We start from the raw sequence: 16,910 nt of genomic DNA on the forward strand, positions 1-16,910 counted from the left end.
TAAACATCGGACTATTTCCGGTTTTCTAGCAGGCATATTTTCATCTTTATGTGCTTATCAACTCTGTCAGAAGAATAAGCCAAAAATTCATGTCGTTAGAAATTTAGCTTATCCGTAACTAGGGTTAACTGTAGTAGTTAGTTAAAATAGAATTTTGAATTTAAAATTGTGGATAAGTTATTTTAATTTAAATTCAAAACCACCCATATAATGTTGGTTTGTGGATAAATTTTAATCACACTGTAGATAGAGATAATAAAACTTAGACTTCTTTCATAAATTCCTTTTATTTCTCCCAGAGGGAGAAAAATAAAGAGGGGATGAATAATGATGAAAGAAGAGTATTAAAAAAATAAAAAGCAGCACCATAACCTGAGAGGATAATCCTGTTGTGGTGCTGCTATGGTTAGAAGATTTATTTTTTAGCGTAAATATTCACTTGAATCCATAAATTGCCACGAATGAATTGGCCAATTGTAAAGTCTTTATAAGCCGGATTCTTGGTGGCAATACGAATTAGGGTAGCTGCCTGATTTTCATCATGAATCAGGGCGACATCATAAAGCGTATAGTCCTGATCCATAAATGACATCGAGGTTTTGCCAACAATATTGCCCTGGAACCAGGCTTCATCTTCCTGCCCCATATTTTCGCCATACAGATAGGCCACCATTTTGGAAAAATCGACAGTCACCGGCTGTTTGTCATCTTCCGATTTGGGTTCCCAGGCATCAATCTGTTCCTGCAAATTGGCAGGTGCCACGCCGTTATTGGCAGCCAGAATGTCATTTAATGCACGGTGATGTTTGATGGAGGCCGGATCATCCACTACCAACTGTTCATGATCTGAAACGGCTTCCAGTTCATAGGCCCAGGCATTGAGCTGCGCAAGATAGGGTTGATCTTTTTCATACTGGTCATGATTGACGCTATACAGTGTGTCAAAGGCATAGACAATGGTATTCGCACCCAGATTCAAGCGCAGTACCGCCTGAGTGTTGGATTTACAGGTGATAATCCGTTCAATGGTGGCATTCACTTTGTAGGGACTTTCAAAACTTGGAAAGGCTGTTTTGACCGCTTGGGGCTTGTTGTTTTCAACAGCAATGACTTGGGTCATTTGCACGGTTGCCTGTTTAGGTCCTTGAATAAGCCAGGCTGACGCATCCATGTCAGCTTCTTCTTTACATAAACCCATTGGCATCACTGGTGCATCAAGTGCCAGGCCTAACCACTTGGGCACATCGGTACATGGGTGATCTGTAAGCAGATTCCAATGTTCGACATGACTGCCAAAGTTCTGGTCTTCAATGGTGATCAGTTCTGGTCTATTTTGATTTTTCATATTCACAATTGATGTTGGGCTGTATTTATCTATTAAATCGAGGGTTATTGTTAAATTTCAAGTCAAGGGACTAAATTTAACCATTAAAGTCGTTAAAATAAACTCAAACTCCTGTATCTGGATGCGATGAAGCCTGCAAGTGTGCCATGGAAAGCATGACCATGTGAGTTAAATCTAAAAACAGCAAATGAGCTGAATCAATTTAGCCATCCTCCTGTCGTATGGAATTTGCTAAACTACAGGCTATTCTTTTTTGACTATGGATGTGGTGTGCTGCCATTTAAACTTTGGGTCGATGCCGATGCATTGCCTAAAATTCTGCGTGATGTAATTATTCGCGCTTCTGACCGCTATCAGCTGGAAGTGACTTTTGTCGCGAATCAAAATGTGGGGATTACCCCGTCAGTACGGATTAATTCCATTCAGGTGATGAGTGGCGCAGATGCTGCAGATAAAGAAATTATCGAGCGCATGAAAGAGCATGATATCGTCATGACCCAGGATATTCCATTGGCTGCTCAAGTGATTGAAAAAGGTGGAATTGCTATTCATCCTCGCGGCGAGATTTATACCTCTGCCAACGTAAAAGCGCGTCTGCATCTACGTGATTTTATGGATTCATTACGTGGAGCAGGTGTTAATACGGGTGGTCCGCCACCAATTTCTGAACGGGACAAGCGCGAATTTTCCAGTGCACTGGATCAAACCATTCAGAAACAGAAACGTAAAACAGCAGCCTAACTTGAGCTCCTCATGCCATCAAAAACCAATATCATGTCCACCTATGCCTTATTGGTATTTATCTGGGCAACCACGCCACTGGCAATTGTCTGGAGTGTTTCGGACTTGCATAGTTTGTGGGCGTTGGCACTGCGCTTTTTTATTGCACTGCCTTTAGCATTGGGCTTGCTGGTCATCCTTAAAGTCAGATTACCTTTGAATGGAATCTCCCTGCATAGTTATATTGCCGGTGCCTGCAGTTTTATTGGTTCACAAATTTTTACCTATTTAGCCACAGCCTATTTAAGTTCAGGCATTATTGCCTTGATGTTCGGTCTAGCTCCGATTATGACCGGATTGATTGGCCGTTTTGCTTTTAACGTTCATTTGCATCGCTTGCAGTGGCTGGGGATGTGCATTGCAGTATTGGGGCTGGGGATTATCTGTCTGGGTGGCAGTGACCATCACGTTCAGCCAATAGGCATAGGACTGATGTTGTTCAGTGTTTTTGTATATTGCGCATCCATTTTCTGGGTCAAAAAAGTCAATGCACCGCTGAAACCCATGGCTCAAGCAACGGGTTCCATTCTGGTCTCCAGCCTGTTTGCACTGTGCATGTTGCCCTTGATCTGGCAGCATGCGCCAGATCATATTCCGAATACCAAGGCATTGATCGGTTTGTTTTATGCAGTGATTATGGCTTCACTGCTGGCCATGTTCTGTTATTTTAAACTGGTACAGAATATTAAGGCGACCACCTTATCGTTGACTACGGTGCTGACACCCATGTTGGCCATGTTGTTTGGAGCGATGCTGAATAATGAAAAATTATCGGTGATGGTTTTTATCGGCGCCTTTATTTTATTGTTTGGTCTGTTTGTTTATTTTTATCGTGATCTTAAGGCGAGCCAGAATCTCGCCATCAAGATCAAGTCCAACAGTTAAATATCTAATCTTTATTTTTGCTGAGGTTGACACACTCGGCAAGTTTTACCCGGTCTTGTGGATGTAAGGTAATGAAATAAGCACCAGTACGGAACTTGCCATTATCTTCTGTACGGCTATAGACTACCTGAGCGGTTGCGGCAATATGGAAGAAATTTTCAGGGTGGCTCAAGGTCACATGCACATAAGTGCCTTCCTGAATAGGGTGCTCGCTAAAAAAACTGAAACCGGTTTCGGAAAAATTGACATGTTCCGGGATTGGTAACATGGATTGTACAATTGCATCGTATAAAGAGCCGGTAATAAGGTTTAATTTTTGGTTGAATAAGGATAATATTCTAGCAATTTGTTGATCTTTTTCATTTAATTGTTCTAATTCGTAGTTTACAGCATGATCAAATTGATCTAATTCTGCGAGTAGTAGAAAATAGCGGGGCAGCACAAAGTTAGGATCATAAGGGTCATTAAGTGCGACATCATCAGAGATAATCTGATAATTAATTCGCAAAGCAGCATCGATACGAGACATAACGCGGCGTTCCATATTGCCGCTTTGATGCTGTAAATTTTCCATAATTATTCCTCGGACTAAATGGTATGTTTAAACCAATCTCGCTGTACATCGGGTTGAGATATACTCGTGCACGGCGTAGCAACCACTTTATTTCTTTTATTGCTTTGGTGTCTATGATCGGTCTCACCTTAGGTGTGGCCGTGTTAATTACAGTCTTGTCTGTAATGAATGGCTTTGACCGCGAGCTGAAAAACCGTGTATTGGGAATGATACCTCAAGCTACTGTTTCTTCAACACAAATATTAACAAATTGGCCAGAACTTGCAAAGAAAGTTGAACAGCATGAGCATGTCAAAGGTGTAGCGCCATTTACCCAGTTACAGGGCATGCTGACAGCACAGGGGCAAGTGGCCGGAATTATGGTCACGGGCATCGAACCTGAATATGAAAAGAAAGTGTCAATTATCCAGAATCACATGATTGCGGGGAGTATTGATAGCCTGAAAAAAGGTGAATTTGGCATTGTTTTGGGTAAACAAATGACCGATTCACTGGGCTTGGGATTAAACGACAATATTACTTTAGTCCTTCCAGAAGCTACACCGTCGCCTGCAGGGGTGGTGCCTCGTTTCAAGCGTTTCAAGATTGTCGGTATTTTCAGTATTGGGGCAGAAGTGGATTCCATGATGGGCTATATTGCCCTGAATGATGCTTCAACTTTATTGCGTTTGCCGGACGGTGCTCAAGGTGTGCGTTTAAAACTGGATGATATTTTTCTTGCCCCAGAAGTGGCGGATGATATTGTCAAAGATCTGCCAAACAATTTCTATGCATCGAACTGGACCTTTACCCACGGTAATTTGTTTAGCGCCATTCAGATGGAAAAAGCCATGGTCAGCTTGCTACTGTTCCTGATTGTACTGGTGGCAGTATTTAATATTGTGTCCTCACTGGTGATGGTCGTCACCGACAAGAAATCTGATATTGCCATTTTGCGTACATTGGGAGCTTCACCTGCAACCATCACGCGGATTTTTATGGTACAGGGTACTATTATTGGTGTGATCGGGACTGTTTCCGGTGCCATTCTCGGGATTATCTTTGCTTCAAGTATCAGTGGCTTTATCGGCTGGTTGAATACCGCATTTGGTTTGAACCTGTTTGATGCCTATTTTATTAATTACTTGCCGTCTTATTTGCGTTGGCAAGATGTCGTGGTGATTGTGAGCCTGTCACTTATTTTAAGTTTCCTTGCCACGATTTATCCGGCACTGCGTGCTGCAAAAACCCAACCGGCAGAGGCTTTACGTTATGAGTAATCTTGTCCTCGAAGCGAAAAATATCTCGAAAAGTTTTACCGATGGCAAAACCACAGTTGAAGTGATTAAAAACTTGTCCCTGCAGGTCAAAAAAGGCGAGTTTGTGTCGATTGTCGGTTCCAGTGGTTCCGGTAAAAGTACCTTGTTACATGTGTTGGGGGGGCTGGACTGTCCAACAGAAGGACAGGTGTTTTTAAATGGCAAGCGCTTTGATAATTTAGGTGAAGCTGAACGGGGCTATTTACGTAACCAGCATTTAGGTTTTGTCTATCAGTTCCATCATCTGTTGCCTGAATTTACTGCATTGGAAAATGTCGCCATGCCGCTGATGCTGCGTGCAGGAACGACGTATAAACAGTCTAAAGAACAGGCTGAATACTTGCTCAATCGGGTTGGACTGTCACATCGCATGACGCATAAACCGGGTGAGCTGTCTGGTGGTGAACGTCAGCGTGTAGCCTTGGCACGTGCACTGGTGGCAAAGCCGGAACTGATGCTGGCGGATGAACCGACGGGGAATTTGGACCGTAAAACGGCAGTAAAAATTTTTGAACTGCTCAGTGAGTTACGTGATGAGTTCAATATGGCGATGCTGATTGTGACGCATGATGAACAGTTGGCCCAGACTGCCGATTCGATTTTGCATATGCAAGACGGTGTCTGGATTGATGATTAAGGGTTGGTTGATATTTCATAAAAGGTCTGCGTTGTAAGCTGCAATTAAACAATGAGATGTAAACAGCGTAAAAAATACTCCTTGTCGCAAACATAGACGAAGTATCAATCCACCCTAGACACTGATCGACAAATTTAAAAAACAATTGAAGCTCACTGCGGTGGGCTTTAATATTGCCTAAAATAAAAAAATTATAATCACAATGATTCAAATAATCTGTATCGGCTGGGTGCTGGGTATTGCAATAATGGGAAAAACTCTTCCAATCTTGCAGTCTTTACTCCTTCCGTGTAGCACTCTTTTCATCCTGACTCTTCTTTTAAAACTGACTGTTTTCAAACAGGCCAATTGCTTAGGATTTAAATTTTTACAGCTTTCTGTAGGGCTAAGTCTGGGGATCACACTTGGCTATAGTTATGCCAATCATCAATTAAATGAGCGTTTGCTGTTTCGGGAACAACAGCCTGAAGCAGTGGAGGTGATTGCTTATATTAAACACATCAATGAATTAGGCGATCAGACCATCCAGCAAAAAATTCAGGTACTGAACCGCCATACAGAAGTGGTGCAATGGCAGGCATTTTTAAAAAATGAAATGCATTCTGGTTCCAAATCTGTACTTGAGTTAGGTCAATATTACCGTTTGCAGGGACAAATCCTGCCTGCGCATAGCTATGCCACTGAGGGTGCCTTTGATCAGGAGCAATGGTATATCCAGCAAAATATCATGTCTGGATTTAAAGTTTCATCAATACACAAGCTGACAGAACAAGAGGTTTATGCTTTAGGGCATGGACAATACCTAAAACAACAAGCTTCTGTTTCCAATCAGATGCAACTCTGGGTTGAGCAGCAGCGTTTGGCATTACGCAATTTTATTCATCAGCAGCCCGTGCAGCATGAAGGTTTGATGCTGGCTTTATTGACCGGGGATAAAAGTTTACTGGATACAGAAACCGAGCAACTATTTCAGCGCTTTGGTATGAGTCATTTGCTGGCCATATCGGGTCCACATGTGCTGATTTTTGCTGTACTGCTGTGTTGGGGGCTGCATCAGCTCATTCGTCATGATCGACCACAACTCTATTTGAAATGGCCAAAGCAATATCTGCTGATCTGGCCTTTTTGCGCGAGCGTAGTACTGTATTGTGCATTTGTCGGCTTTGAAATTCCGGCATTGAGAACGCTGTTGAGCTGCTTGTTGATCAGTGCATTTATCTTATTCAAGCAAAAGGTCCGGCCATTTAATATTTTGCTTTCTAGTGCCTCTATTCTATTAATTTTTGATCCTTTTAGTATTTTATCGGCTGCGTTCTGGTTGTCCTATGGTGCATGCTTTGTGTTGCTACGCATTTACCAGACCTTGCAGCAAAGGGGGGCGGATCAGCTAAAGACCAAAACTCAATATATAAAAATACAATTAAAACTTTTAATCGAATCGCAGTGGAAAATATTTCTGGCTTTATTTCCACTGATGATGCTGTTTTTTAAACAGATTGCATGGATTACGCCGTTGAGCAATTTATTCGCTATTCCATGGATTGGTCTGGTGATTGTGCCCTTAGATGTGATCGCAGCGTTGTGCTATTTCATTGCTGAACCTTTGGGTAGCCTGGTTTTTCAAATCAACGATCTGTGTCTTGCAGCTTTGCTGTGGTTGCTGCAACTTTTAGATGGGCTGTTTGCCCCGACATTACAGCCGATTGCGATGACATTTGCCGTGTGGCTGAGTTTATGTCTAGGCTTGATAATCCTGTTTTTACCGCGTGCTGTGTTACCTAAAACCTGGTCCATATTGTGTTTTATTCCTTTAATTGGTCTCGATGTCAGTAAAAATCGGTTCGAATTAAACGTACTGGATGTTGGACAAGGACAGGCAATTTTTATCCGCGATCAAGACCGGACCATGATGATTGATACTGGTGGAAATTATGATGAAGCTAAATTCAGTATCGGCAAACAAATTATTTTGCCCTTTTTATCGGTGAAGGGTGTGGATCAATTGGATCAGCTGATTTTGACACATTTAGATCAGGATCATAGCGGGGCGTATGCATCGATTAAACAGGATTTACCCATTAAGCATGTTTATTCAAATGAGCAAGTTCCCATTCCCGATAGTAGCCAGTTTGATTATTGTCATCAAGGGCAGCAATGGTCGTGGAATGATGGGATGAACATAACCGTGTTATCACCCAAAGCAGAGAATTTGGCAAATGCCAAAACTGATCAAAACGAAATGTCCTGCGTTGTTTATGTACAGGTGAAAAATGCCCAACCCTATCAAAATTTTTTGCTGATGGGAGATGCCGGTTGGCGAACGGAATATCAAATTCTGCAGGATTATCCAGACTTAAAAGTTGATGTGCTGGTTTTGGGGCATCATGGTAGTCGGCACAGTTCGGCCTATGCTTTTTTAAAGCAATTAAAACCGAAAATCGTGATCGCTTCGGCTGGCTTTAACAATCGTTATGGACATCCAAGTGATATGGTTCGGTTACGCTTAAAGGAATTGAAAATTCCTTTGCTGAGTACAGTACAGCAGGGCAGCATTCAATTTAGCAGACAGGCCAATGGACAAATGCAATTACATTATGCACGTGAACAAAAGCTATGGTTAAAACGTGCAGCAGTAAAGCTTAAATCATAAGGCCTGATTATATGACCTGATCATTTTCTACTGGAAACATTGTATTTTGGGCTGCAGTCTCAGCACGGACTTTTTCGACCAGTGCTAAGGCCTCTGTTTTATTGAGATAATACAGTCCATCCAATTCAGGATTGGCTTTAAAGCGTTTATAGCTCCAATGATAATGTTCAGGATAACGACGGATCAGGTTCTCAATGGCTTGAAAAATAATGCTTGTGCCTTGATTGGTATCAACCGAATAAATGCGTTCATCAATTGCTTCAAAATGTAGATCAAAGCCCTGATCATCATTACGCAGTGCATACAAAAACAATGTTTTGGCTTTGGTTTTTTGAATCAGTTTGGCACTTAAATTACTGGTGGCCAAAGGCAGTCCAAAATAAGGAATCATTTCACCGCCAACATTGGGTGTATGGTCTGGCAAAATTACCGTTGTTCCGCCTTGCTTTAAGGCCTTGAAAATCTGGCGAACTCCGGATTCATCGGTAGGTACCAATGTTGCCTGTTCGCGACTGCGAGCCTTACGAACGAACTGATCGGCCGCTTCATTTTTGACTGGCTTGTACATGATGGTCATTTTGGTAAATTGGGCAATATAGGCATTCATGATTTCCCAGGTACCAAAATGCGGAACAATTAAAACCACACCTTTGTTTGCTGCGAGTGCATCCAGCAGCAGCTGCTTACCATGCACTTTATGAATGCGCGCCAGATTGGCCTCATTGCTTGAACCCCAGATACTGAAAAATTCAAAATAAGAGATCAGCTCATTACGGATGGCTTGAGCCGTAATTTTTTCCCGCTCCGTATCGCTCAGTTCAGGCAGCGCAATATTTAAATTCAATTGAATGGTTTCTGAGGTTTTGGAAATTTTAAGAGTATTGACCAGACCAGCTAAACCACGCGCTATAAATCGAGAAATTTGAATAGGTTGTCGGCTAATAAATTGCAAAAGACGATAAGTTGTATTCTGGGAGCTTCGATCGGTCATTGTTATATTGTCAATTGCATCAGGAATGGAAAAGATAAATTTATTATAAGGGAAAACAGATAATTTAGACAGATTTAACCCGATCAGTGTATATAATGACTCTAATTTAACTTAACAGTGGATCGTTTTCCATGTCCGATTGGCCACCAAAACCAGAAAATGAAATTCAAAATACACAACATAATTCGCAAAATATAACTGGCAAAGAATGGCATATTTTAGAAAAAGCCGTTTTAGCCTCTGTAGAAGAACAGCGCCGTGCGCGCCGTTGGGGAATCTTTTTTAAATTTCTCACCTTTGCTTATATTCTTTTTATTTTGGTGTTACTGGCTAAAAGCTGCAGCACATCCACGGCAGATCCAACGGCGACCACCAGCTCACATATTGCCGTGGTCGACATTATTGGTACCATTGCTGCAGACAAGCAAAGCGTGAATAGTAACGATACAATCAAAGCACTCAAAAAAGCCTTTGAAAATAAACAAAGTAAAGCTGTGGTTTTAAATATTAATTCGCCAGGCGGGTCACCTGTGCAATCGGATGAAATCTGGCAAGAAATTCAATATTTGAAAAAAGCCCATGCAGACAAAAAACTGTATGCCATTATTGGTGATACAGGTGCTTCAGGTGCATATTATATCGCCTCTGCTGCGGATGAGATCATTGTCAACCCTTCAAGTCTGGTCGGCTCTATTGGTGTGATTATGCCAAACTATGGGGTAACAGGTTTGATGCAGAAATTAGGTGTTGAAGACCGCACCATGACTTCAGGTGAAAATAAAGCTCTTTTATCGATGACTCAACCGGTTGATGCTACACAAAAGGCCCATGTACAAGGGGTGCTGGATAATGTGCACGACCATTTTATCAATGCCGTAAAACAAGGACGTGGTAAAAAATTGAAATCAACTGATCCTGCAATCTTCTCAGGTTTGTTCTGGACAGGTGAACAGGCAGTGAAATTGGGCATTGCAGACCGTATCGGCAGTTTAAATAGTTTGAAACGAGAACTGAAACTGGAAAAAGCAGTAAATTATACCATTGAATATAATCCTTTCGATTCAGTACTAGGACGTATGGGAAGTTCAATTGGACAGGGTTTTGCTAGCTCGATTTCACAGCAAGTCCAATCTGAACAAACGACAAAACTGCAATGAAACCAGTAATCCACTTTGCGCACGCCAATGGCGTGCCATCGAAAGTTTATCAAAAGCTGTTTGATGGACTGAAAGATGAATATGACATTATTTATGTCCCCTTGCTTGGTCCGGACAAGCGTTACCCCATAGACAATCACTGGAACAGTCTGACCAATCAAGTGATTGACAGTATTGTCCGCCAGGCTAATGGCAGCAAAGTCATTGGCCTTGGTCATTCTTTGGGAGCAGTGTTGACTTTTCAGGCAGCCTTAAAACGTCCTGAACTGTTTGAGCAGGTCATTATGATTGATCCGCCTTTAATTATGGGGAAAGACGCCTTTGCTTTGCATGTGGCCAAAACCTTGAAGCTGAAAGCCATGGATAAAATGTCGCCAGCTTCTTTGTCCTTACGTCGCAGAGACCATTGGGAGAGTCGTGAACAGGCCGCTGAATTGCTGCGTCCTAAAGGCTTTTATCAACACTTTGATGAAAGCTGTTTCCAGGCCTATATTGATCATGCTTTAACGGAAGACAAGGTGCGAGGCGGTGTGGAGTTGACCATTTCCAAAATGGATGAGGTGAATATTTTTAGAACCAATCCATCATTATGGTGGCTGCCACAGCCAAAACCTCAAGTGCCTGTCCAGCTGCTGATGGCGGAACAAGGGCCGTTTATTGGGCGGGGCTTTCCGCAAATCGCGAAAAAGAAGTTTGGTATTGCATATACGGTTGTTTCGGGAAGTCATATGTTTCCACTGGAAAAACCGCTTGAGACTGTAGAATTGATCAAGCAACTGATTCAACAGCCGGCAGTGTAATCTGCGCCAGTTAATGAGTAAAAAATGAAGCAATAAAAAAACGCATCCGAGGATGCGTTTTTTTATGCGTTAATATTCTTTAAAACTTGCAGAATTGTACCGGCTCTTTCATTGTCTGACCTCGATACAATATACCCTGTTCAGTATGCTGAATGGTTCCATTACAGATCCATTCCACCACTTGCGGGTAAATGACATGTTCAAGTACATGCACACGGTTGGCAAGACTGCTAACGTTGTCATGCAGATTCACTTTCAACACGCCTTGGGCCAAAGCCTGACCTGCATCCAGTTCGGCAGTGACATAGTGAACCGTACAGCCATGTAGTACATCACCGGTGTTAAGTACACGTTGATGGGTATGCATGCCTTTGTAGTACGGCAGCAGGGAAGGGTGAATGTTGAGCATTTTCCCTTCCCATGCTTTGACAAATTTGGCACTCAGGATGCGCATAAAGCCTGCAAGCACGACCAGATCAACATCCCAATCAAGCAATTGCTGATGCATGACATCATCAAAGGCTTCACGGTTAGGATATTGCTTGTGTTCAATAACGGCAGTTTGAATGCCCGCTTTTGCAGCACGTTCTAAAGCATATGCTTCAGGTTTGTTGGAAATGACCCCGACAATTTGACCTGAGAGATTGGCATCAATCAGGGCCTGCAGGTTACTTCCACTCCCTGAAACAAGGACAGCAATTTTAATCATGCGAAGTACTTATGCAAAAACTACACGGATTTTTTCGTCTGCACCTTCAACAGATTCAGCATTGTCGACGATATGACCCATGGTCCATGCTTTTTCGCCAAGCTGGTTTAGCAACTCAACAGTTTTGTCAGCATCTGCTGCATCAACAGCAAGTACCATACCTACGCCACAGTTGAATGTGCGGTACATTTCAAATTGTTCAACACCACCTTCTTTTTGAAGAAGTTTGAACAGTTCCGGCCATTGCCAAGAAGATTCATTAATCACTGCTTGAGCACCATTTGGAAGTACGCGAGGTAAGTTACCTGGCAAACCGCCACCCGTGATGTGTGCCATCGCGTGAACATCAACCTGTTTAAGCAATTCAAGAATTGGCTTCACATAAATACGTGTTGGTTCCATTGCAGCATCTGCAAGTGGACGACCGTCAACAATTTGAGTGAGGTCAACATTTTTCACGTCTAGAATTTTACGAAGAAGAGAGTAACCATTTGAATGTGCACCTGAAGATGCAACACCCACTAAAACGTCACCCGCTTTAACTTTAGAGCCATCAATAATTTTGCTTTGCTCAACTACACCTACGCAGAAACCTGCAAGGTCATAGTCTTCGCCTTCATACATGCCTGGCATTTCGGCAGTTTCACCGCCTACAAGTGCACAGCCTGCAAGCTCACAACCCGCACCAATACCTGTTACTACATTTGCTGCAACATCAACATTCAAGTGACCTGTTGCATAGTAGTCGAGGAAGAATAATGGTTCTGCACCACATACAAGAAGATCGTTGACACACATTGCCACCAGGTCCTGACCAATTGTGTCATGACGGTTCAAATTCAATGCCAAACGTAATTTTGTACCAACACCATCTGTGCCAGATACGAGAACAGGTTCTTCATAACCTTTAGGGATTTTACAAAGTGCGCCAAAGCCGCCTAGTCCGCCCATGACTTCAGGGCGAGAAGTACGTTTTGCGACAGATTTGATACGATCGACGAGTAAGTCGCCCGCTTCAATGTCGACACCCGCATCTTTATAGCTTAAACCAGTGTTAGGGGAAGTTGAGTTGCTCATAATGAAGTCTCCGCATTCGCGCCGCGATTATACCCGAATATACGAAACTCTTATGTTATTTATGCGCTAAAATGCTATCTTTATTAAAATATTTTACTGTCTAGAACAAATAAACCGAAAAAAGGCGAGTTTCTATGGTCGATCGCACTTCACGACGCATTTTTATACTTGCAGCAATCGCATTTATCCTTTGGGTTCTGTATCTGCTTAAACCGGTAGTATTACCTTTCATCGGGGCATTTTTAATTGCCTATCTGTTTAGTCCTTTAGTAGATAAGTTACATCGTATCGGTTTGCCGCGCTGGGTGTCGATTAGTGTGGTGTTTATAGGGATTGGGGTCGTATTGACTTGGGCAATGTGGTATCTGGTTCCACTGGTCTGGAAACAGCTAATGTATGCCAAAACCAGTATTCCTGCAGGTATGCACTGGGTGAACTATACTTTCCTGCCGTGGTTGTCGCATACATTTAATCTGGTGCCGATGGAAATAGACACCGAGCAGATGTCCTCGGCCATTATGGATTACATTCAAACCAATTACAGTGCAGACAGTATTCAGGCAGTCGTGCTGAAGGTTGCCCAGTCTGGTCTGAATTTTATTCAAATTGGTGGAACAATAATATTAATTCCAATTATTGCCTTCTATTTCCTGCTGGATTGGGAGCGCATGCTGGACAGTTTCCGTAGATTGATTCCGCGTCCTTATGAAAAGGCAACTTTGAAGATTGTCAGTGAATGTCACAGTGTTTTAGGTGCTTTTGTTAAAGGTCAATTTTTGGTGATGTTTTTGCTGGGCGTGGTCTATGCAGTGGGTTTGCAAATGATTGGGCTTGAAGTCGGTCTGATTATCGGCATGATTGCAGGTCTGTCCAGTATTATTCCTTATCTGGGTTTTGCTGTGGGAATCATTGCCGCTGTAATCGCCACACTATTTCAATTTGGTCTGGACTGGACCCATCTTGCCTTGGTGGTTGTGGTTTTCATGGTGGGGCAGATGGTAGAAGGTTATATTCTGCAACCTTTCTTGTTAGGTGATAAAATTGGCCTATCACCAGTTGCTGTAGTGTTTGCAGTATTGGCAGGTGCCCAGCTTGCAGGTTTCTTGGGAATGCTGATTGCCTTGCCTGTAGCCGCCGTCATTGTCGTACTGCTACGTCATGCACGAGAGTATTATGAAAAGAGCCGTGTTTACGGGCACCCTCAAGTGGTGATAGAGAACACTGATATAGGATCGGTTTCAATTGAAAGCGAACAGATTGATATTGATATTGAAGTCAAAAATCATCCTGCAAAAAATCTGCAAGAGACTGAAAAATCGAGTAAGATTGAATCGATAGATAATAAAGAACCTTAAGGTTAAAACCCATATATGCGTCAACTGCAACTCGATATTGAACCTCAACTGGACGCCAGAATTAGCGATTTTTCTGGGCCGGGATGGGGGCATGTAATCGATGCAGTTCGACAACTCCATGCCGGTTTAATGAACCGCTTTTATGTCTATGGTGGTGCAGGATCCGGCAAGAGTCATTTGCTTTCTGCTATTTGTGATTCTTATCTGGAAATAGGCAAGTCTGCAATTCAGGTTTCACTGCTTGAATTGCTGGATGCGCCTACTGAAGCGATTAGCTCATTAGATCAATATGATCTGGTTGCACTGGATGATATCGAAGCGATCAGCGGTGTTCCACATTGGCAAAAAGCAGTTTTTCATTTAATTAATTACAATAATGAAGGTGGTGGACAGCTGGTTTTTTCTTCCCGTATGGCCCCGATTGAATTGAAACTTGAACTTCCGGATTTACAGTCCCGCCTGACTCAGGCAGTCAGTGTCAAGGTACCCTCAGGGAGTTTATATGCTGACCGTTATGCATTGGTGAACTCGGTGTTATCGCGTCGGGGAATTCATATTGACCAGCAGATTATTGATTATTTATTGGCTCATGGGCCTCATCAGACTTCGGTTTTACTGCAAACTTTGGAACAGCTTATTCAGCTATTAAAAGGTGAGAAAACTAAGATTAGTCATGCGAATTTAAGACAAATTTATGCCTTGATCGATGAATATCGGTAAAAAATAAAAAATCTTGAGTAATTACTCAAGCTGTGACAAAGTACAGCAAAATAGTTCGATGTTGCAGGGATGTTGCAACTAAAGAATAAAAAAAATTAAAGAATATAAGGAGACTAATATGCTCAAACGGAGCATAGGTATAGGGATGTTATGCTTTGCAGGACATGCTTATAGTGCAGATATTATCGTAAACACGACTGAAGATACTAAAAAAGATGACAAGGAATGCTCATTACGTGAAGCAATAGAATACGTTAATTTGGGGTTGCCGAAAGAAGGTTTTTATGGCTGTGGAGGAGAAAACTCTACCTCGACTATTCTGCTAGATAAATTAAAAGTCTATACGCTGACAAGTAAAATTAATATTACATCAGCACTTAATTTGAAAACTTATTATGAAACTAATGTTAGTGACACAGCTGTTGCCGGTTTAAATAACGCCATTATTCGTATGACAGGCCAAGATCAGGTTTTTAATATTGATGATAATGCCAAAGAACGCGTTATAGTAAATATACAAGAAGTCAGTTTTGAAGGTTGTCAAAAGAGTGTCTGTGCCGATCGCGGCGGTATTTTATATAATAATGAAAACTTGGTCTTAAAATATGTAAAACTCACGGGAGGAATAGCGCGTTTAGGAGGAGCTATTTATAATGTAGGTGAGAATACCGATGCCGATGTATATAGTAGCCGTGTATCGATTAGCAACAGTCTGATTGAAAATAACGAAGCGATGAGTGGTGGTATTTTATACAGTCAACGTCCAAATTTCACCATCACGAATGTTGTTTTTAAAAATAATAAAACCACTTCGGGCACTGCCAACATTTTTAGTGAAAAGAACATTCTAGACCTCTCTAAACTGACCTTTCCTTCTAAGATAAATATGATTACCAACAGTACCTTTGTGAATAACACAGGCTATGTTGTTAATATTCGGGATGGAATAGGCTTAAATAATCTGACTATTGTTGCGAATACTGCAGGTGTGCAGTTTGAAGCACCAAATGCTCAAGGCTATATCGCTAACAGTATTGTGATTGGTAATCCAAATGGAACAAATAATAATTGCCAATTTAGTAGTGATGATAAAAGTATTTTGCAAAATAACTTGGTTACTTCTGAATGTAGAAGCGGTGATGCCAATTATCCGAATGAATTTTGGACTGGCAATAAACTTTTCGCAGGAGACAGTAGCGAGGGCAGTTGTAAATCACTCATTGCAGACCAAGAAGCCTTACTTTGTCCTTATGCAACAGCAAAAGATACCTTTTTAGGATATATACGGCCACGTATTTTACTTAGTGCAAATAACATGTTTGACACGCTCATTTTAAATAAAGGGCGAGTTGATTCAGATACTGAGCATGTTCAGGTGATCTGTGAGGGATTAGATCAGCGCGATAAGAGCAGAACCACTGATAACAGCTGGTGTGACCGCGGTGCTATTGAGATTATTGTACCCACGACCATTGCACGTATTGGTCAGGACTTAAAAGTAGGTGAAATAGCGAAAATCAATATCTTGCAATACTTGGGTGACAGTGACTTATATCCGAAAGAAAAATGTGAAGCGCTATTGGGCAAACATCCCAATGGTGAACAATGGCAAGATGGTTGTGTATATGTTGATCAAACCTTAACGGAGAGCAAAGGTTCACTGACTTTAGATATTGATGGTAATTTGGTTTACACGCCAAATGGTAGTTGGCGCGGTGCAGATATTTTTGAACTGCGTGTCGTTACATCTTCTACGCGTTTTAATGAAAATAAAAAATATCTGGTGCTTAGTGCAAATATGGTGCAAGAGCAAAGTAATGCTATGGATAGCAAGAGCGTCAAAACATCAGGTGGTGCATTTGGGCTGTTGAATTTATTGGCTTTATTAGGTCTGATTGGTCTGCGTCATTATAAGAAATAAAAAGTAGGAAA

The 16,910-nt window shown here is 41.9% G+C and carries 15 protein-coding genes and 1 pseudogene; 11 read left to right on the forward strand and 5 right to left on the reverse strand.

The window, feature by feature from the left end:
- A pseudogene (locus FTT83_RS03540) lies at positions 1 to 118 on the forward strand (IS982 family transposase); the annotation flags it as partial.
- 297 nt (positions 119 to 415) lie between these two features.
- Here the strand turns inward: FTT83_RS03540 and FTT83_RS03545 are convergent.
- On the reverse strand, positions 416 to 1,345 hold the full coding sequence (locus FTT83_RS03545; protein ID WP_180042177.1) for a hypothetical protein: 930 nt from the start codon (positions 1,343 to 1,345) through the stop codon (positions 416 to 418).
- 270 nt (positions 1,346 to 1,615) lie between these two features.
- Here FTT83_RS03545 and FTT83_RS03550 point away from each other — a divergent pair, with 270 nt between their 5' ends.
- Both FTT83_RS03550 and FTT83_RS03555 read left to right on the forward strand, forming a co-directional pair.
- Entirely contained in the window at positions 1,616 to 2,086 is a 471-nt protein-coding gene (locus FTT83_RS03550) for a YaiI/YqxD family protein (protein WP_180042180.1), read from the forward strand.
- A gap of 12 nt (positions 2,087 to 2,098) precedes the next feature.
- The gene (locus FTT83_RS03555) at positions 2,099 to 3,010 is read left to right on the forward strand and encodes a DMT family transporter (RefSeq protein WP_180042182.1); all 912 of its coding nucleotides are present in this window, start codon (positions 2,099 to 2,101) and stop codon (positions 3,008 to 3,010) included.
- Between the two features lie 4 nt (positions 3,011 to 3,014).
- Here FTT83_RS03555 and FTT83_RS03560 read toward each other — a convergent pair whose 3' ends face one another.
- The gene (locus FTT83_RS03560) at positions 3,015 to 3,584 is read right to left on the reverse strand and encodes a PilZ domain-containing protein (protein ID WP_086196201.1); all 570 of its coding nucleotides are present in this window, start codon (positions 3,582 to 3,584) and stop codon (positions 3,015 to 3,017) included.
- Between the two features lie 23 nt (positions 3,585 to 3,607).
- On the opposite strand from FTT83_RS03560, the gene FTT83_RS03565 reads away from it, so the two are divergent.
- From FTT83_RS03565 to FTT83_RS03575, 3 genes are all read left to right on the forward strand, one after another.
- The gene (locus FTT83_RS03565; protein WP_086196200.1) at positions 3,608 to 4,843 is read left to right on the forward strand and encodes a lipoprotein-releasing ABC transporter permease subunit; all 1,236 of its coding nucleotides are present in this window, start codon (positions 3,608 to 3,610) and stop codon (positions 4,841 to 4,843) included.
- On the forward strand, positions 4,836 to 5,519 hold the full coding sequence (lolD, locus tag FTT83_RS03570; RefSeq protein ID WP_086196199.1) for a lipoprotein-releasing ABC transporter ATP-binding protein LolD: 684 nt from the start codon (positions 4,836 to 4,838) through the stop codon (positions 5,517 to 5,519). The genes FTT83_RS03565 and lolD overlap by 8 nt, the downstream gene beginning before the upstream one ends.
- 202 nt (positions 5,520 to 5,721) lie before the next feature.
- The gene (locus FTT83_RS03575; RefSeq protein ID WP_180042184.1) at positions 5,722 to 8,169 is read left to right on the forward strand and encodes a DNA internalization-related competence protein ComEC/Rec2; all 2,448 of its coding nucleotides are present in this window, start codon (positions 5,722 to 5,724) and stop codon (positions 8,167 to 8,169) included.
- 7 nt (positions 8,170 to 8,176) lie between these two features.
- Here FTT83_RS03575 and FTT83_RS03580 read toward each other — a convergent pair whose 3' ends face one another.
- The gene (locus FTT83_RS03580) at positions 8,177 to 9,160 is read right to left on the reverse strand and encodes a lysophospholipid acyltransferase family protein (protein WP_180042186.1); all 984 of its coding nucleotides are present in this window, start codon (positions 9,158 to 9,160) and stop codon (positions 8,177 to 8,179) included.
- A gap of 131 nt (positions 9,161 to 9,291) precedes the next feature.
- Here FTT83_RS03580 and sppA point away from each other — a divergent pair, with 131 nt between their 5' ends.
- Both sppA and FTT83_RS03590 read left to right on the forward strand, forming a co-directional pair.
- Positions 9,292 to 10,317 (forward strand): signal peptide peptidase SppA, encoded by a 1,026-nt coding sequence (gene sppA, locus FTT83_RS03585; protein ID WP_180042189.1) that lies wholly within the window; start codon positions 9,292 to 9,294, stop codon positions 10,315 to 10,317.
- Positions 10,314 to 11,117: an alpha/beta fold hydrolase gene (locus tag FTT83_RS03590; RefSeq protein WP_180042191.1), complete on the forward strand. Its 804-nt coding sequence runs from the start codon at positions 10,314 to 10,316 to the stop codon at positions 11,115 to 11,117. Before sppA ends, FTT83_RS03590 begins: the two co-directional genes overlap by 4 nt.
- 79 nt (positions 11,118 to 11,196) lie before the next feature.
- Here FTT83_RS03590 and purN read toward each other — a convergent pair whose 3' ends face one another.
- Together purN and purM are read right to left on the reverse strand one after the other, a co-directional pair.
- Positions 11,197 to 11,826, reverse strand: a complete 630-nt coding sequence (gene purN, locus FTT83_RS03595; RefSeq protein ID WP_180042193.1) for a phosphoribosylglycinamide formyltransferase — start codon at positions 11,824 to 11,826, stop codon at positions 11,197 to 11,199.
- A 9-nt stretch (positions 11,827 to 11,835) separates the two neighbouring features.
- A complete protein-coding gene (gene purM, locus FTT83_RS03600; RefSeq protein ID WP_086196193.1) occupies positions 11,836 to 12,903 on the reverse strand; it encodes a phosphoribosylformylglycinamidine cyclo-ligase in 1,068 nt (355 codons plus the stop codon).
- A gap of 134 nt (positions 12,904 to 13,037) precedes the next feature.
- Between purM and cxpE the strand changes: the two genes are divergently transcribed.
- From cxpE to rbtA, 3 genes are all read left to right on the forward strand, one after another.
- The gene (cxpE, locus tag FTT83_RS03605) at positions 13,038 to 14,258 is read left to right on the forward strand and encodes a chloramphenicol efflux transporter CxpE (protein WP_180042195.1); all 1,221 of its coding nucleotides are present in this window, start codon (positions 13,038 to 13,040) and stop codon (positions 14,256 to 14,258) included.
- Between the two features lie 15 nt (positions 14,259 to 14,273).
- The gene (gene hda / locus FTT83_RS03610; RefSeq protein WP_086196191.1) at positions 14,274 to 14,978 is read left to right on the forward strand and encodes a DnaA regulatory inactivator Hda; all 705 of its coding nucleotides are present in this window, start codon (positions 14,274 to 14,276) and stop codon (positions 14,976 to 14,978) included.
- A 118-nt stretch (positions 14,979 to 15,096) separates the two neighbouring features.
- A complete protein-coding gene (rbtA, locus tag FTT83_RS03615; RefSeq protein WP_180042197.1) occupies positions 15,097 to 16,899 on the forward strand; it encodes a rhombotarget A in 1,803 nt (600 codons plus the stop codon).
- Positions 16,900 to 16,910: the final 11 nt, after the last annotated feature.

Origin of the sequence: Acinetobacter sp. YH01018 (genome assembly GCF_013420295.1) — a bacterium.
Classification (GTDB): domain Bacteria; phylum Pseudomonadota; class Gammaproteobacteria; order Pseudomonadales; family Moraxellaceae; genus Acinetobacter.